The organism is Gordonia sp. X0973 (assembly GCF_013348785.1).
In the GTDB taxonomy this organism is placed as follows: Bacteria; Actinomycetota; Actinomycetes; order Mycobacteriales; family Mycobacteriaceae; genus Gordonia.
The window spans coordinates 3,499,673-3,515,763 of record NZ_CP054691.1; the positions used below are offsets into that span (position 1 = coordinate 3,499,673).

17 protein-coding genes are annotated in these 16,091 nt (G+C 67.9%); 7 read left to right on the forward strand and 10 right to left on the reverse strand.

Annotated features, from left to right (window positions below; genetic code table 11):
* Nucleotide 1 precedes the first annotated feature (1 nt).
* Nucleotides 2-874 (forward strand): hypothetical protein, encoded by an 873-nt coding sequence (locus HUN08_RS17160; protein ID WP_124247658.1) that lies wholly within the window; start codon nt 2-4, stop codon nt 872-874.
* On the opposite strand, the gene HUN08_RS17165 is transcribed toward HUN08_RS17160, so the two are convergent.
* Together HUN08_RS17165 and HUN08_RS17170 are read right to left on the reverse strand one after the other, a co-directional pair.
* On the reverse strand, nt 871-1,467 hold the full coding sequence (locus HUN08_RS17165; protein ID WP_124247657.1) for a dihydrofolate reductase family protein: 597 nt from the start codon (nt 1,465-1,467) through the stop codon (nt 871-873). The genes HUN08_RS17160 and HUN08_RS17165 overlap by 4 nt on opposite strands.
* A complete protein-coding gene (locus HUN08_RS17170; protein ID WP_124247656.1) occupies nt 1,464-1,685 on the reverse strand; it encodes a hypothetical protein in 222 nt (73 codons plus the stop codon). The genes HUN08_RS17165 and HUN08_RS17170 overlap by 4 nt, the downstream gene beginning before the upstream one ends.
* A gap of 75 nt (nt 1,686-1,760) precedes the next feature.
* Here HUN08_RS17170 and HUN08_RS17175 point away from each other — a divergent pair, with 75 nt between their 5' ends.
* Entirely contained in the window at nt 1,761-2,375 is a 615-nt protein-coding gene (locus HUN08_RS17175) for a TetR/AcrR family transcriptional regulator C-terminal domain-containing protein (RefSeq protein WP_124247655.1), read from the forward strand.
* A 127-nt stretch (nt 2,376-2,502) separates the two neighbouring features.
* On the opposite strand, the gene HUN08_RS17180 is transcribed toward HUN08_RS17175, so the two are convergent.
* Entirely contained in the window at nt 2,503-2,868 is a 366-nt protein-coding gene (locus HUN08_RS17180; RefSeq protein ID WP_124247654.1) for a helix-turn-helix domain-containing protein, read from the reverse strand.
* A 173-nt stretch (nt 2,869-3,041) separates the two neighbouring features.
* Between HUN08_RS17180 and HUN08_RS17185 the strand changes: the two genes are divergently transcribed.
* Together HUN08_RS17185 and HUN08_RS17190 are read left to right on the forward strand one after the other, a co-directional pair.
* Complete coding sequence (locus tag HUN08_RS17185; RefSeq protein WP_124247653.1) at nt 3,042-3,686, forward strand: NAD(P)-dependent oxidoreductase; 645 nt, start codon at nt 3,042-3,044, stop codon at nt 3,684-3,686.
* Between the two features lie 204 nt (nt 3,687-3,890).
* Complete coding sequence (locus HUN08_RS17190) at nt 3,891-5,099, forward strand: hypothetical protein (RefSeq protein ID WP_124247652.1); 1,209 nt, start codon at nt 3,891-3,893, stop codon at nt 5,097-5,099.
* A gap of 195 nt (nt 5,100-5,294) precedes the next feature.
* On the opposite strand, the gene HUN08_RS17195 is transcribed toward HUN08_RS17190, so the two are convergent.
* Both HUN08_RS17195 and HUN08_RS17200 read right to left on the reverse strand, forming a co-directional pair.
* A complete protein-coding gene (locus HUN08_RS17195) occupies nt 5,295-5,687 on the reverse strand; it encodes a PPOX class F420-dependent oxidoreductase (protein ID WP_124247651.1) in 393 nt (130 codons plus the stop codon).
* A gap of 21 nt (nt 5,688-5,708) precedes the next feature.
* Nucleotides 5,709-6,650, reverse strand: a complete 942-nt coding sequence (locus tag HUN08_RS17200) for a LysR family transcriptional regulator (RefSeq protein ID WP_124247650.1) — start codon at nt 6,648-6,650, stop codon at nt 5,709-5,711.
* Nucleotides 6,651-6,768: 118 nt separating this feature from the next.
* Here HUN08_RS17200 and HUN08_RS17205 point away from each other — a divergent pair, with 118 nt between their 5' ends.
* A complete protein-coding gene (locus tag HUN08_RS17205) occupies nt 6,769-8,310 on the forward strand; it encodes a CoA-acylating methylmalonate-semialdehyde dehydrogenase (RefSeq protein WP_124247649.1) in 1,542 nt (513 codons plus the stop codon).
* Between the two features lie 22 nt (nt 8,311-8,332).
* Entirely contained in the window at nt 8,333-9,202 is an 870-nt protein-coding gene (gene mmsB / locus HUN08_RS17210; RefSeq protein ID WP_124247648.1) for a 3-hydroxyisobutyrate dehydrogenase, read from the forward strand.
* 36 nt (nt 9,203-9,238) lie between these two features.
* Here mmsB and HUN08_RS17215 read toward each other — a convergent pair whose 3' ends face one another.
* Together HUN08_RS17215 and HUN08_RS17220 are read right to left on the reverse strand one after the other, a co-directional pair.
* Complete coding sequence (locus HUN08_RS17215; protein ID WP_124247647.1) at nt 9,239-9,454, reverse strand: hypothetical protein; 216 nt, start codon at nt 9,452-9,454, stop codon at nt 9,239-9,241.
* A gap of 62 nt (nt 9,455-9,516) precedes the next feature.
* Nucleotides 9,517-9,957, reverse strand: coding sequence for a nuclear transport factor 2 family protein (locus HUN08_RS17220; protein WP_124247646.1), 441 nt, complete (start codon nt 9,955-9,957; stop codon nt 9,517-9,519).
* Between the two features lie 82 nt (nt 9,958-10,039).
* Here HUN08_RS17220 and HUN08_RS17225 point away from each other — a divergent pair, with 82 nt between their 5' ends.
* A complete protein-coding gene (locus HUN08_RS17225; protein WP_124247645.1) occupies nt 10,040-10,915 on the forward strand; it encodes a hypothetical protein in 876 nt (291 codons plus the stop codon).
* Between the two features lie 6 nt (nt 10,916-10,921).
* Here the strand turns inward: HUN08_RS17225 and HUN08_RS17230 are convergent, their stop codons facing one another.
* From HUN08_RS17230 to HUN08_RS17240, 3 genes are all read right to left on the reverse strand, one after another.
* Nucleotides 10,922-11,482: a Uma2 family endonuclease gene (locus HUN08_RS17230; RefSeq protein ID WP_129624315.1), complete on the reverse strand. Its 561-nt coding sequence runs from the start codon at nt 11,480-11,482 to the stop codon at nt 10,922-10,924.
* Nucleotides 11,483-11,601: 119 nt separating this feature from the next.
* Nucleotides 11,602-12,162 (reverse strand): Uma2 family endonuclease, encoded by a 561-nt coding sequence (locus HUN08_RS17235; RefSeq protein WP_124247643.1) that lies wholly within the window; start codon nt 12,160-12,162, stop codon nt 11,602-11,604.
* A gap of 146 nt (nt 12,163-12,308) precedes the next feature.
* On the reverse strand, nt 12,309-15,815 hold the full coding sequence (locus tag HUN08_RS17240) for a DEAD/DEAH box helicase (RefSeq protein ID WP_124247642.1): 3,507 nt from the start codon (nt 15,813-15,815) through the stop codon (nt 12,309-12,311).
* Nucleotides 15,816-16,091: the final 276 nt, after the last annotated feature.

The following is a 16,091-nucleotide window of genomic DNA, read 5'->3' on the forward strand; positions in this document are numbered from 1 at the left end:
CATGGCACCCCGCACCGCCGCCCTGCCGGAGTTCACCCGGATCACCGGACGCATCGCCGACGGCAGCCTCATCCTCCGGCCCGCGCTGGCGTCCTACCGCGAACCCGACGTCGAGCCCGGCTCCTCGTCGCTGTCGGTCGACGTGCTGGATGCCGACGGCCGCATCATCAGCCGCGGATTCCTCGCCACCGAACCCTATTCCGACGGCGACGCGCTGTCGGTCCGCGGCAGCATCCTCCTTCCCGACGACGCGATGCGCGTCCGCATCAGCGGCGAGGACGTTGCGACGACCGAACACGTCATCCCGCCGTCGACGCCGAGCGTCCGATTCATCCGCACCCCCGAGGCTCGATCCACCGTCGACGGTCAGGTGCGCCTGGTGTGGGAGGCCTCCGACACGCTCGAGTCGTGGCTGCGCTACAGCTGGGATCGCGGTGAATCGTGGATGCCGCTCGGGACACGCCTAAACGAATCGTCGGCGACGATCAACGTCGACGATCTACCCGGTGGATCGTCGTGCTGCTTCGGTGTCTCAGTGACCAACGGATGGCGGACTGCGACGGCGATCTCGCCGCTGTTCACCGTCGCCCGCAAGTCGTGTCGGGCGCTGATCACGTCGCCACTCGACGGCGCCTCCATCGACGGTCGCGTCGAGCTGATCGGCAACGGGTGGTGGCTGGAAGCCGCGGAGATCGAGACCGAGGCGCTGACGTGGAGCTCCGACCGCGACGGCGAACTCGGCCGCGGCACCTACGTCGTCGCCGCACTCTCCCCGGGCCGGCACGTCATCACCCTCCGAGCCGGCACGCGCGGACGGGAAGGCACCGCATCGGTACGAGTGACGGTCCGGCCCACAGATCGCGCCCCCGACTAGGCGTATTCCGGGCGGCCGCCGACGCGATAGGTGAGGGCGACGATGCCCGTGTCAAACACCTGGGAGTCGATCAGCTTGAGCGCGAAATCGGTGCCCTGAGCCGGGAACAGGCGTTCCCCCTCACCGACGATCACGGGGAACTGCACCAGATTCAATTCGTCGACCAGCTCGTTTTCCAGCAACCATCGCGCGAGGCTGGTGCTGCCCACCACGAGCAACTCGCCGCCGGCCTGTGCTTTGAGTTCGCGCACCCGCGCCGCGACATCGTCGGCGATGACGGTCGTGGGCTCCCACGACGGACTGGCCACGGTGGTGGAGACCAGGTACTTGGGCTTGGAGCTGATCGCTTCACCGAAACTCCCGTCGCCGTCGCGGGGACCCCAAAAGGTCTCGAACAGCGAGTAGGTCTTCCGGCCGAGTAGGAAGGCGTCCGGTCGACGCCAGGTGTCGAGGATGTATTGCACGGCATCGGCGTCGTTGTGCGGAAGCGCCCAACCGCCGCGGGTGAAGCCGGGGTCCATCTCCTCGTTGTTGCCTCCGTTCGCCTGGGCGACGCCGTCGAGAGTGACCTGGAGGCTGACGGTGAGTTTCATGATTCTTTGCTTTCGTCGACCCGGCGAACATCATGCCCAGGTTCCTTGACGAGACGATCGCCGACTTTCACCTGCCGCCAGAGATCCCTTCCGACCCGGATCTTCTGGGTCGTACCGGCGTCGGTCCGGACGACGACCCGCCGATACATATTCGAGCCGTCGAGCAAGCCGCGCGACATCTTGACCACTGTCCCGCTCCACACGGTTCCGTCTGCCATTCCGGTCCCCTCCGATCGAATTCTCGAAGATTATCACTGATAGTCTTGGGTGCCAACGGACGCTATTCTGAGGCGATGCCGTACCCCTCGCGCACTGATCAGGCCTCGATCGTGTCCGCTGCTCTCGAGGTCCTGGACGAGCGCGGTCTGGACGACGTCACCCTGCGCGCGATCGCCGACCGCCTCGGAATCCGCCAGCCGGCGCTGTATCACCACTTCGCCAACAAGGGCGCGCTGCTCGACGCCGTCGCCGACGAGATCCTCACCCGACGTCATACCGACCGACTCCCCGACGACGGCGAGCAGTGGGATGCCTTCGTCGCCCGCAACGCGCGCAGCATGCGCCGGGCGATGCTCAGCATCCGCGACGGCGCCCGGCTGATCGCGTCGGCCGGTTCACGAAGCCCGCAGCCCGACACCGCGATCGCACAGGTCTCACTCTTGGAGAGGGCCGGCTTCACGGCCACCGACGCCATCACCGCACTCATCGCAGTCTCGCGTTACGCCATCGGCTCCGCGATCGAGCAGCAGACGGCTCGCGACGGCGGTGACATCGTCATCGAGATAGATCGAGACGACGACGGTGCTCGGCGCTTCGTCGAGAGTGCTCGCCAGGTCGTCGCACTCGGCCAAGACCACGAATTCGAGACCGGACTGAACGCCCTCATTCGAGGGCTCGCCCCGGGGTGACCTCCCCGACTAAGGACCCGTCGGACCGCAAACCCTGCACTTCCGGACATACCCGATGGGCGGAACCCGCTGGGTATGTCGCAAAGTGCGGGGTTTGCCGGGCTGAGCTGAGCCACGGCCGCGCGGATCAACCCCGACGGTCGTATGCCTCCTGCGACGCCTGCACGACGGTCATATTGGCGGTGGCCCATTCGGTCAGCGCGCGCAGCGGCTCCAGGAGGCTGCGGCCCGTCGTCGTCAGTTCGTATTCGACGCGGGGCGGCACCTCGGGGAACACCGTGCGCGTGACGAGTCCGTCGCGCTCGAGGGCGCGCAGGGTCTGGGTGAGCATCTTCTGCGACACCCCGTCGACGACGGCCTGAATCTCGGAGAAGCGCCGCGGCCCGCCGTCGAGGACGCCGATGACGAGCACCGTCCACCGATCGCCGATCCGGTCGAGCAATCTGCGCGACGGGCAATCGCGCACGTACGGATCCCACAGCACGTCGCTCATCCTGGGACCCCCTTATAGGTCTCTACCGCACACTGGGTAACCCCAGGATACCCATGCAGTTCATAGGCACCGCATAGTAACCGGGTCACTGCAAAGCGCCTTCTTCCCAACCCTCCATTAGTCACCTATGGTGACTTACAGAACCTTCAGAGAGCCAAGCAGAGGAGAAACACATGGCACGCATCACCGTCATCGGCGGAACCGGCTACGCCGGGAGCAATCTGGTGGAGCAGGCGGCGGCCGCCGGACACCAGGTCCGATCGTTCAGCCGCACCCTCCCGGAACACCGCGTCGACGGTGTCGACTACGTCGAAGGCAGCATCCTCGACGCCGACGTCCAAGGGCAGGCCGTCACCGACACCGACGTCGTCGTTTCCGCCATCTCGCCGCGCGGTGAAATGGCCGGCCGCACCCGCGGGGCCATCGGCGAACTCGCACAGCGCGCCGAGTCGGCGGGCGTCCGGCTCGGGGTCGTCGGCGGCGCGGGCTCACTGCTCGTCGCACCGGGTGGCCCCACCCTCGCGTCGACACCCGAATTCCCCGCCGAGGTCAAAGCCGAGGCGACGGAGATGGGCGAGGTCCTCGACGACCTGCGCGCCTCCGACGACAACCTCGACTGGTTCCTGGTCAGCCCAGCTGCCGGATTCGGCGCGTGGGCTCCCGGCGAGGCGACCGGCAAGTTCCGCATCGGCGACGACATCCTCCTCGTCGACGAGAACGGCGACTCGGCAATCTCCGGCCCCGACCTCGCCAAGGCGATCGTCGACGAGATCGACAACCCGCAGCACCGTCGACGCCGGTTCACCGTCGCGTACTGATCCGGGCCGCCGCCGGCCGAGTAGTGCCGGCGGCTGGAAAGCAGTGACGCCCCACACAGGTAGATAGCGCACAATGTACAATTTGGTTAACCGGCGAGACCCCGTCGGTCGTGCGCCATGCACGCCGCCCGGACCAGGGCCGTCGCTCGATCTGCCGTAAACGCGGGTCGACGACGTGAGCAGACATGGAAGGCAAGCCTCGTCGTGGGCCGACACAATTTCGACGAAGCAGCAGCTCGGTCGAGCCGTCCACTGATCACCGTCGCCGCAGCGGCAATCCTCGTGGCCGCCGCCGTATTCGCGTGGTTCGGACTCCACAAAGACTCCGGCAGCTCCACCGCGACGCATGAATCACCGACGACCGGGAACACTGCTTCCGGCTCGTGTACGGCCGGCGACGCACACGTCGACATCGTCGCCGACGCCCGTGTCGCGACGGCATTGGGCGAAATCGCGAAGAACTACAACGCGACCCGGCCGGTCGTCGGCGATCACTGCATTCAGGTGGGCGTTCGACCGATCGATTCGCGGGCGGCCCTCGCCGGGCTGACCGCGGACAAGTGGGACACGGCCACGTCCGGGAGTCGGCCGGCCGCCTGGATCCCGGGATCGTCGGTGTGGGCGGGGGCCCTGGCCGAACGCAAATTGAGCGCGATCTCCGGGCAGTCCGGATCGCTCGTCACCTCCCCGGTGTTGATCGCGGCCCGGACAGAGCTGATCGCGCCATCCGGCGACGGCGGCCACTGGTTCCAAGCTCCATACCTGACCTACGCGAACGCCTTCGCCGCATACGGCGAGCACAAGATCACCGGGTCGGCGCGCCTGGCGATGCCGATGGTTCCCGGCTCCGACGCCACCGCGCTGGCCGCGCAGGCCTATGCCTACAACTTCTCCGTCGAGACGAAGAAGGACACTCGCCCGCTGTCGGCGGTGAGAGTCGCCGGCGCCAAGATCCAGACCGGACTCAGGCAACTGGTCCGCAACCCGCCGCACTTCGGCGACGGCAGCGCCGAGGCGGCCGTCCACGCGATCGCCGACGCCCCGAACGTTCAAGTGGCCGCGGTCCGGACAGTCCCGATCAGCGAGCAGCAGCTCTACCTCGAAACCCGCGACTGGAAGCCGGGGCGAGTCGGGATTCTGCGCCCCAACGGCGCCACCCCGGTCCTCGACTATCCGGTCATCCAACTGAGCGGTGTTCCCTCGTTCACCTCCGACGCCGTCGGGCAGTTCATCGCCTACGCGAAGACACCCGACCAGATCGTCCGGCTGACCGATCTGGGGTTCCGCGGCCCGAGTGCGCTGCCCAGGGCAACCGCGACGGTGAACTTCCCGCCCATCGTCAACGTGATGCCGACTGCCCAACCGGGCGGCGCCGTCGCCGTGAGCCGTGTCGTACTTCCCGCCGCGGTGTGAGTGCCTGCGCTACGGGTCGTCTTGCGGGGTCTCGATACACCGTTCTCGGCTAGCGCCTCGCCCGGCACTCGACCACCGTAGGTCGGCTGGCGTCTCACCTGGTCTCGATACACCGTTCTCGGCTAGCACCTCGACCGGCACTCGACCACCGTAGGTCGGCACTGCACCTCGACCGGCACTCGACCACCGTAGGAGTCAGACGTCACGCGCGTCGACGGTCAGGCTGTGGGCGTCGCGATCCTCGTCGAGCCCGAAGCTGATGACCCGTGTTGGATGGATCCGGATCTTCGCGCCGGCATCGGCCGTCGGGGGTACGGCCTCGCCCCTGCCGCGGATCTCGACGCATCGGACCCGCCACGGATTGACCGAGGCGACATCGTCGACGACGAGCGCGACCCGTCCGTTGTCGACGATGTTGCGGTACTTCCGACTGTCGCTCATCTGGTAGCCGACCACGTCGATCGTCCCGTCGGCATTGACCTTGAACCCGACCGGGCTGTTCTGCAACGTCCCGTTCGGCTTCTGGGTGGCCATGCGGCCGAGCCGTTGACTCGCCAGATAGGCCAATTCTGATTCGGTGAATGCCATCACGACCTCCTGCCCTCCACGCTAGTCCGCACCGGGCGGCAGCAGCTCGCCGATTCGCTGCGCGACCTCGGCGTGGACGACGGTACGGATCGCCTGGACCGCCGGCTGGACCAACCGGTCCCGCCGTGCGGACAGCACGAAGCCGAGACGCACGTCCACGTCATCGCTCAGGATGCGGCGCAGGTCGGGATGCCGGTCGGCGACGAAGGCGGGGAGCAACCCGATGCCGCCAGCCGCGCGCGTCGCCTCCACCTGGGCGAAGACGCTGGTCGACATGATCCGCGGCGAGATGCCCGGCAGGTGCTTCTCCAGGTCGAGTTCTCCCACCTGCAGCAACGAGTCGACGTACCAGATCAGCGAGTGCCGTCCGAGTTCGTCGATCGACGACGGCCGGCCCGCCTCGGCGAGATACGCCTCGCTCGCGTAGAGCCCCAGCGCGTAGTCGCTGAGCGGTTCGCCGACCACCTGACCGCTCGTCGGGGCGCCGACGGTGATCGCCGCATCGAACCCCGACTGGTGCAGGTTGGGCTCACGCGTCGCCGTCAGCAGTTCGACGGTCAGATCCGGGTGTTGCCGGTGCAACCGAACGAGCGCCGGCGCGACGAAATAGGCGCCGAACGCATCCGGCGCGGTGACCCGGATGTTGCCTCGCAGCGCCCGATCCGATTGGCCCGCGATCGCCCCGACGACGCGCTCGACGGCCGTCTCGATCGGTCCGGCCGTCTCGGCGACCATCCGTCCGGCCTCGGTCAACTCCCATCCCGAGGAGTTCTGCCGTACGAGATCGGTGCCGAGAGCGCGCTCCAATGCGCGGATTCGACGGGACACGGTGCTCGTGTCGACGCCGAGCGCGGCGGCGGCCGACCGCCGATTCCGCGTGCGCGCAACCGCCAGGAGATAGCGCAGGTCGTCGGCGCGGATGCCGCGCGGATCCACCGCAGACGCATCCCGGAAGCCGACCATGCACTCGATTGTAGGCAGGAGCGCTCGCACCCAGAGGCCGACCGAGGGCAGAACTGCACCACCCGGAGGTGCGCCATTGCCGGTTGACCGGTGTGACCCACGCCACGACGATGGGAGGATGTCCACGACGCAGCAGATCCCCCACTACATCAACGGCGCGCGCACCGGCACCGTCGGCGACGCCGCGCCGTCCGGCCGCACCGCCGACGTCTTCAACCCGAGCACCGGGGCGGTGCAGGCGAAAGTCCCGCTCGCGTCCACCGACGAGGTCGCGGCAGCGGTCGCCATCGCGTCAACGGCTCAGAAGGGATGGGCCGCGACCAATCCGCAGGCCCGCGCGCGTGTGCTGATGCGCTTCATCGACCTGGTCAACGAGAACATGGACGAGTTGGCCACCAAGCTCTCGCTGGAGCACGGCAAGACCTTCGCCGACGCGAAGGGCGACGTGCAGCGCGGCATCGAGGTCATCGAGTTCGCCGTCGGCATCCCGCACCTGCTCAAGGGCGAGTTCACCGAGGGCGCGGGCGCCGGGATCGACGTCCACTCCATGCGCCAACCGCTCGGCGTCGTCGCCGGCATCACCCCGTTCAACTTCCCCGCGATGATCCCGTTGTGGAAGATCGGCCCGGCCATCGCCTGCGGCAACGCGTTCATCCTGAAGCCGTCCGAGCGCGACCCGTCGGTCCCGGTGATGCTTGCCGAACTCTTCACCAAGGCCGGGCTCCCCGACGGCGTGCTGCAGGTCGTCCACGGCGACAAGGAAGCCGTCGACTCCCTGCTCACCCACCCCGACGTGAAGGCCCTCGGCTTCGTCGGCAGCTCCGACATCGCGCAGTACATCTACGCCACGGCCGCCGCCAACGGCAAGCGCTCCCAATGCTTCGGCGGCGCGAAGAACCACATGATCATCCTTCCCGACGCCGACCTCGACCAGGCCGTCGACGCCCTGGTCGGCGCCGGATACGGCAGCGCAGGCGAGCGCTGCATGGCGATCAGCGTCGCCGTCCCGGTGGGCGAGGAGACCGCCGACGCGCTGCGCGAGAAGCTGACCGAACGCGTCCGCGCCCTGCGCGTCGGGCACTCCCTCGACCCCAGGGCCGACTACGGCCCGCTGGTCACCGCGGCGGCCCGCGACCGCGTGGTCGACTACATCGAGCAGGGGGTGCAGGCCGGGGCCGAACTCGTCGTCGACGGCCGCACGCGCACCACCGACGAGGCCTCCTACGACGACAACGACCTCTCGGGCGGCTTCTACCTCGGCCCGAGCCTGTTCGACCACGTCACCTCCGACATGTCGATCTACACCGACGAGATCTTCGGCCCGGTGGTCTGCATCGTCCGCGCCAAGGACTACGAGGAGGCGCTGGCCCTCCCGTCGGAGCACGAATACGGCAACGGCGTCGCCATCTTCACCCGCGACGGCGATGCCGCCCGCGACTTCACCTCGCGGGTCGACGTCGGCATGGTCGGCGTCAACGTGCCCATCCCGGTGCCGGTCGCCTACCACACCTTCGGCGGCTGGAAACGCTCCGGATTCGGCGACCTCAACCAGCACGGCCCGGCGTCGATCATGTTCTACACCAAGACCAAGACGGTGACCTCGCGCTGGCCGTCGGGGATCAAAGACGGGGCCGAGTTCAGCATCCCGACGATGAGCTGACGAGACGACGAGGAGCATGCCAATGACAACCATCGCCTTCCTGGGCCTCGGCAACATGGGCGGCCCGATGGCCGCGAACCTGCTCGCAGCGGGGCACACGGTGCGCGGCTTCGACCCGGTACCCGCCGCCGCCGAGACCGCGCGCGCCGCCGGCGTCGAGGTGTGTGCGACGGCTGCCGAGGCCGTGACGAATGCCGACGCGGTGATCACGATGCTGCCCAACGGGGCGATCGTCGGCGCCGCCTACGACGACGTGCTGCCCGCAGCAAAACCGGGGGCCCTGCTCATCGACAGCTCGACGATCTCCGTCGACGACGCCCGCGCGGTACACAAGCGGGCGGTCGACGCGGGCTTCGTCCAGATCGACGCCCCCGTCTCCGGCGGCGTCAAAGGTGCGACGGCGGGCACGCTGGCCTTCATGGTCGGTGGCGAGGCCGAGGCGGTGGAGAAGGCACGGCCGATTCTGGAACCGATGGCCGGCAAGGTGATCCACTGCGGCGCATCCGGCGCCGGGCAGGCCGCCAAGGTGTGCAACAACATGCTGTTGGCCGTGCAGCAGATCGCGGTCGGCGAGGCGTTCGTCCTCGCCGAGAAGCTGGGCCTGTCCGCACAGTCGCTCTACGACGTCGTCACCGGGGCCACCGGCAACTGCTGGGCCGTCGAAGTGAACTGCCCGGTCCCCGGGCCGGCACCCGCGTCACCGGCGAACAACGACTTCAAGCCCGGCTTCGCCACCGCCCTGATGAACAAGGATCTCGGCTTGGCGATGGATGCGGTGACCTCGACCGGCGCCCGCGCACCGATGGGTGAGCATGCCGCGCAGCTCTACGCCGCCTTCGCGGCCGAGCACGCGGGCGACGACTTCTCCGCGATCATTACGACGCTGCGTTAAGCCCGATCCCCGGATACCCGGTGAGCGCTTGCGGCGCTACGCGGCGAGCCAGGTCGGGTAACCGACCGAGGGATTCATGTCGCACACGACCGGGGCGCCTTCGAAGTCCTGGGCGGTATCGCCGACGGACTGGCAGGCCGCGCCCATCTGGGCGATGTTCACCGACTGCTCGCTCGGCTCGGCGGCCGCGGTGCCCGCCGATGCCACGCCGAGGGCTACCGCAATCGCTCCGACAACCATCGATTTCCTCATGCCGACCACGATAGGCGCCGACATCGGAGCCGACAACCAGCCACAGGAACCTGCCAGCAACCTCAGACGAACGGGTTGTTGTCGAACCAGACGTTGTCCTCGACCAGTCGCTCGCTGCGCCAACCGTCCGCTGTCCGGACCAGGCTGTGGTTGTAATAGCCGCCGCAGAATGACACCCGCTCCACACCGGGGATCTGCAGCGGGTTGTAGAACTGCGCGCGGACGATCGCGGTGTCGCCGTCGATCCGCGCATCGACGTTGAGGACGTAGTGCATCGTCATCGGCAGGAGCGTGAGGTTCTCCGACAGCCACGCCACGGTTTCGTCGAGCGTCCCGGCCTGCCCGTGCGGGGTCGAGGTGTAGTCGATGAAGGCGTCCGGCGTGAACACCGTGCGGTACAGGTCCCAATCCCGGTCGTCGACCGCGGTGCAGTAGGTGGTCAGCAGTCGGCGGATCTCGGCCTCGTCGAGGAGGCGCTGCAGGGCGGGCTCATGCACGGTCATGTGCCCATCCTGACCGATCGGGTCGCGTCGCGGACACGGTTCCGTACGGTGGGGGAAGATCCCTTCGACGACGAGGAGACCGATGAGCAACACGTCCCGCAAGGCGTACGAAACCCTCGAACCGTTCCACATCCTCGCGTATTTCAACCCGGGGATCGGTGCCGCACAGGAGGACACCGGACTCGACGGGCACGCCTTCTACGTCGGCGCGCGCGGTGGCCCACTCGGGCCGTGTCACTCGTCGGTCGTCGTCTCCGCCTTCTACAACTTCTCACCCGCGCTGATCGACGCCGCGTGGACGCGGGCGTGTGCCGCCGATCTCGATGCGCTGGCCGCCCGGCGCGACGCGATGCTCGACGAGCAGTTCCACACCATCCTCGGCGACGTCGCGACCGCGCCGGTCATCGCCGAACTCGCGGACCGGTACGGCGAACTCGCCGCGTCGGCGCCGATGAAGGGGCGCCCCCTCGCCGCCGGATGGGCCGGAGCGCCGGTACCGGAGAAGCCGATTCTGCGCCTCTGGCACAACATCGGGATCCTGCGCGAATGGCGCGGCGACAACCACATCGCCGCCCTGGTCGTCCACGGCCTCGACGGGTTGGACGCCTACACCTTCCACGAGTCGCATCTGCTCGACCCGACGATCCGACGCCGCACGATGGGCAAGCGGATCGGACAGGTCACGCGCGGCTGGTCCGACCAGGAGTGGGATGCGTCCGTGGCCCGCCTCGTCGAGCGCGGCCTCGTCGAAGCCGACGAACCCGACCGCTCCGGTGTCGCCCATCGCTATACCGAGGAAGGGGCTCGCCTCTACGGCTCGATCGAGACGATGACCGACCAATTGGGTGATGTGGTGTGGTCGGCGCCCGGTACCGGCGCCCTGCTCGACGCCACCCGCCCGCTCGTCAAGACGGTCATCGACGCCGAGGTGCTGCCCGGGACGAAGAAACGGAAGTAGTCGCGCTCAGTCGACGAGCGACGACGGGACCAACGAGACCTCGAACGGCTCGGTGAGGCTCAGCTCCTCGTCACCGCTGGCCGTACCCGCGACCTGATACTCGCCGTCACGCAGGACCCAGGCGGTGATCGACGGCCCGTCGGGATCGACCACCCAATAGTGCTGGCACTCCGCCCGACGCAACCGATCCTTCTTCAACAACAGATCCACACTCCGCGTCGACGGCGACAGCACCTCCACCGCCAACACCGGCGGCCCGGGCAGATCCCGCTCCGTGAACGCATCCCGCGGCGCGATCAACAGGTCCGGCTGAAGCACGGTGTCCTGTGCCAGGACGACGTCCAGCGGCGCGAACAAGACTTTCAGATCGTCGGGGCAGGCCGCGTCCAGTTGCCGATACAGACTCGAGAGCGCCCATTGGTGCCTGATCTTCGGCGCCGGGCTCACGACGAGGATCCCGTCCAGCAACTCGTACCGGTGCCCGTCATCGGGCATCGAATCGAGATCGTCGCGCGTCAAAGCCCGGCCTCGCGGCAGCCCCAACACCTCGGTCGTCATAACCGTCATCGTATTCCTCCCCATCCCCCATAACGGCCAAACTAGGGCGTCAACAGCGGCCAAAACCGAGGTCGACAGCGGTTTCCGAACCAACCTGTGGACAACCGCGAACTGGGGATAACAGCTGGTCAGCGCACCAGCAAGGAGGGAACGATCGACACCTCGAACGGCTCGGTGAGGCTCAGCTCCTCGTCACCGCTGGCCGTACCCGCGACCTGATACCCGCCGTCGCGCAGGACCCAGGCGGTGATCGACGGCCCGTCGGGATCGACCACCCAATAGTGCCGGCACTCCGCGCGACACAGCCGATCCTTCTTCAACAACAGATCCACACTCCGCGTCGACGGCGACAGCACCTCCACCGCCAACACCGGCGGCCCGGGCAGATCCCGCTCCGTGAACGCATCCCACGGCGCGATCAACAGGTCCGGTTGAAGCACGGTGTCCTGCGACAACACCACGTCCAGCGGCGCGAAGAGGACGATCAGTGGCGACGGCAAGACCGGATCGATCGCGCGAAACAGTGCGGCAGCCACCCGCTGATGCACAATGCGCGGCGCGGGACTCACGATCAGAATCCCGTCGATGAGTTCGTACCGGTGCCCGTCATCGGGCATCGAATCGAGATCGTCGCGCGTCAAAGCCCGGCCTCGCGGCAGCCCCAACACCTCGGTCGTCATAACCGTCATCGTATTCCTCCCCATCCCCCATAACGGCCAAACTAGGGCGCCAACGGCAACCAAAACCGAGGTCGACAGCGGTTTCCGAACCAACCTGTGGACAACCGTGAACTGGGGATAAGAGCGGTCGGCCGCCGAGCGATCGAATGCGAGAATCAGGGGTTCGAGGGCAATGCGCCCTCGATGGCCAGATTCCCGGACGATTGCGGGAACTCCTCCCCGAGCAGCGCCCGGATGTCCCCCTCGGTGATGCCGGTGCCGAAGAGGTCGCCGTCGTCGACCACCGCGTTGAACAGCTCGCGCTTGCGGTCTTGCAACGCGATGACGTTCTCCTCGATGGTCCCCGCCGAGACAAGTCGGTAAACCGTGACCGGCCTGGTCTGGCCGATGCGGTGCGCGCGGTCGACGGCCTGCGCCTCCGCGGCGGGGTTCCACCACGGATCGCAGACGAAGCAGTAGTCGGCCTCGGTGAGATTCAAACCGAAGCCACCCGCCTTGAGGCTGATCAGGAAGACCTTCACCTCGCCGTCGGTGAACCGCGCCACCTCCGCCGCGCGCGCCTTCGCCGTCATCGTCCCGTCCAGATAGGCGTAGGCGATCCCGTCGGCGTCGAGCCGTTCCCGGACCAGCGCGAGGAAGCCGGTGAACTGGCTGAACACCAGGGCGGAATGCCCCTCGGCGATCAGTTCGGGCAGTTGTTCGGCCAGGTGGTCGATCTTCGCCGACGCGACGCCGGCATCCTTCTCGTCGACGAGTCCGGCGTGCAGCGCCAGCTGCCGCAGCATCGTCAGCGACCGGAAGATCTCGAACCGGTTCTTCTCCCAATCTCCCAGCAGCCCGAGGACCTTCTGCCGCTCCCGGTTCAAGCGCGTTTGGTAGATCCTCTCGTGGCGCGGATGCAGGTCGAGCGCGAGCACCTGCTCCTGCTTCGGCGGCAGATCCTTGACCACCTGATCCTTGGTGCGCCGCAACATGACCGGCTTGATGCGTCGGCGCAGCAGCGCCAGGCGGTCGCCCGCCTGACCCGATTCGATCGGTTTGCGGAAGAAGTCGGTGAACGCGCGCGGGGACGGGAACAATCCCGGCGCACCCACCGAGAGCAGCGCCCACAGTTCCATCAGGCTGTTCTCCATCGGGGTGCCGGTCATCGCGACCTTCATCCCCGCGTTGATCCGCCGCGCGCACTGGTGCGTCTTGCCGTTGTGGTTCTTGACGAACTGCGCCTCGTCGAAGAAGACCGCCGCCCACGGATAGCCGTCGAATACCTCGAATTGGAGTCGGAACAGCGTGTACGACGTCACGACGATCCGCGCGTCGCCGACCTGCTCGACGATCGGCCCGTCGGCACGCGGCGAACCGACGGCGACGGCAGGGGCCGACGGTAGGAACTTCTCCGCCTCGCGCACCCAGTTCCCGACGACGCTGGTCGGCGCGATCACCAGGAACCGGCTCTGCGGCTGTTCGTCGAGCGCGCTGGCGATCAGGGAGAGCGCCTGCACCGTCTTGCCCAACCCCATGTCGTCGGCGAGGATTCCGCCGATCTGGTTGTCCCACAGGAACTTCAACCAGTTGTAGCCGTCCAACTGATAGTCGCGCAGGTCGGCCCGCAGCGTCGCGGGCGGCTCGCCCGGCTCGGGCAGGTCGGCGGCGGCCAGTCTGCGCATCCGTTCGTGCCACAGCGCCAGATCCCCGTCGACGACGCCGAGGGAGAGCAACTCCTCCCACAGCGTCGCGTTGTAGGAATCGCGCCGCACCGCCGAGCCCTCGATCTCGCCGAGCGCCCGCGCCTCGCCGAGCAATTCGGCCAACCGCGCCAGCGCCGGGTGGTCGAGCGAGAAGTAGGTGCCGTCGTCGAGCAGCATGTGGGTGGAGCTGGTGTTGAGTTCGACGATGAGTCGATCCAGCGGCACGACGACGCCGTCGACCTCCACCCGCACATGCAGGTTGAACCAGTCGTTGGCGCCACCGTCGTCGGCGCTCAGGGTGATGTCAGGCTCACCCTGGGCGGCGCGGAACCGATCGGCGTCACCGTGCACCTCGACGCGGACCCCGTGCTCGCGCAGCACCGGGACCACCTCGTGGCACAGGACGGCGGCATCGATCGGCGAGTAGGAGTAGACGCGGCGCAGCAGGTCGACGTCGCCCAAGCGTGCGGCGTCGGGAACCGTTGGCGCCGAAGCTAATTCGTCGATGTACCGCACCACTTCGGCATGCGTGCCGACGGCGCCGCGGCGCATCTCCTGCTGCAGGTAGTGGATGGCCTGGTTGCGCCACCGGGCACAGACCGCGGCCACCGTCCGCATCGCGTCCTGCGCCCCGGCCAATGCCCGCCATTCCGCGTCGGCGTCGCGATACGCCAGCGCGGGAGTCTTCTCGTCGACGGTCTTGCACTTGCCGTTGACGTCGTAGGCGGTGCGCCACACGACGCGGGCACCCTGCTCGTTCAGGTCGACGACCAGCAGCGCGAACGGTCCGTCGATCGTCGGCTTGACCAGCGCGTCGTCGTCGACCAAGACGGGCAGCGACGCCGGGAGGCTGGGCACCACCTCGGTGGCGAAGTCGGCGACCTCGTCGTCGGGGATGAACATCGCCGGCGCCGACAACAACCGCGTCAATCCCTGGTCGTTGCCCGGCGACTCGAACCGCCCGATCAGCATGACGCTCCCGGCGCCCGCACCCGATTGGGCCCGCTCGCTGTCGCTCCCGGCGCCCGCACCCGAGAACGAGAACATGCCGTGCGGATGCGGCGCGCCGATCAGCCCGACCTCCCCACCCGAATACGGTTGCCCGTTGACGTGGACGAACGTCTTCACCTCGACGCCCCCGGCGGCCTTCGACACCGCGAGCCCCACCCCAGAGGATTCGATCAGCTCCACCCGCTCCACACCGAGCGTGGGACCGGCCACCAATACGACACCGGTGGCATGGGCCTGTGCGAGCAGGTCCCACACGTCGCGCGGAGCAACGCTCAGGGCGATCGAATTGCCGCTCATCGCCTGATAGTTCGACGCGAATGCGCGTGCCACCGCCCGGACCCCGCGCAGCTGATCGGCGTCGTAACGCTCCATCTCGAATCCCGCGCGCGACGGGGTGAACAAGCTGGCCGCCATCCGGTCGACGTTGGTCACCGCGGTCCAGCTGATCCCGGTCTTGACCCATCGCCCCGACTTCCCCACCGTGACCAGCGCGATGACGGGCGCGGGGTGCTGGACGTAGCGCGTGCCCGGCGGCAGGTCGAACTGGATGCCGATGGGCTCGGCCACTCCGGCCAGAGCCATCTCCGACGACGGCGCGTCGGAGGTCAGCGCACCGAGCACCGACCGCCACGGCGGAGCGGGTGGGGCGCCGTCGACCCCGTCCGACGGCTCGGCCGACTCGACGAGCAGCAGCGCGACGGCATGTTTGCAGTAGTACCCGACCGGACAGCTGCAGAAGGCGCCGACGAGGTCGCGGCCCCGGTGATCGGGCTGGAAGTCGACGTCGACGTCGTAGACCTGGCCCGTCCCGACGCACTTGCCGCGCAACCGCAGCCCGTCGTCGGACCACCGCCGGTTCATGATGCGGCCCTTGGCCGCGTAGTCGCGCCCACGCTGAATGCTCCCGGCGTCGAAGTCGCGACGCAGCTGGCCGAGATTGACGGCCAGGGGTGGGTACGACGACATGTGACCAGCCTAGGCAGGTCGGGGCGGTGGGGTCGGGCCGCCGGTACCGCACCTGTGGACAGAGGCCGAACTGTGGAGTGCTGCGGAGCGAATCCCCGCGCGCTGCCGGATCGTTATCGGCGCTTGACACAATTGCCAGCTACTGCCCAGTCTTTCTCCAGCCATTGAGAGGAACGGCCCGGTAGGTTCTATCCCAGGTTGATATTCAACCCCGACGAGATTCACCCCAACGAAAGGACAAGGACATGCCTCCTTACCACGGTGGTCCTCACGGCG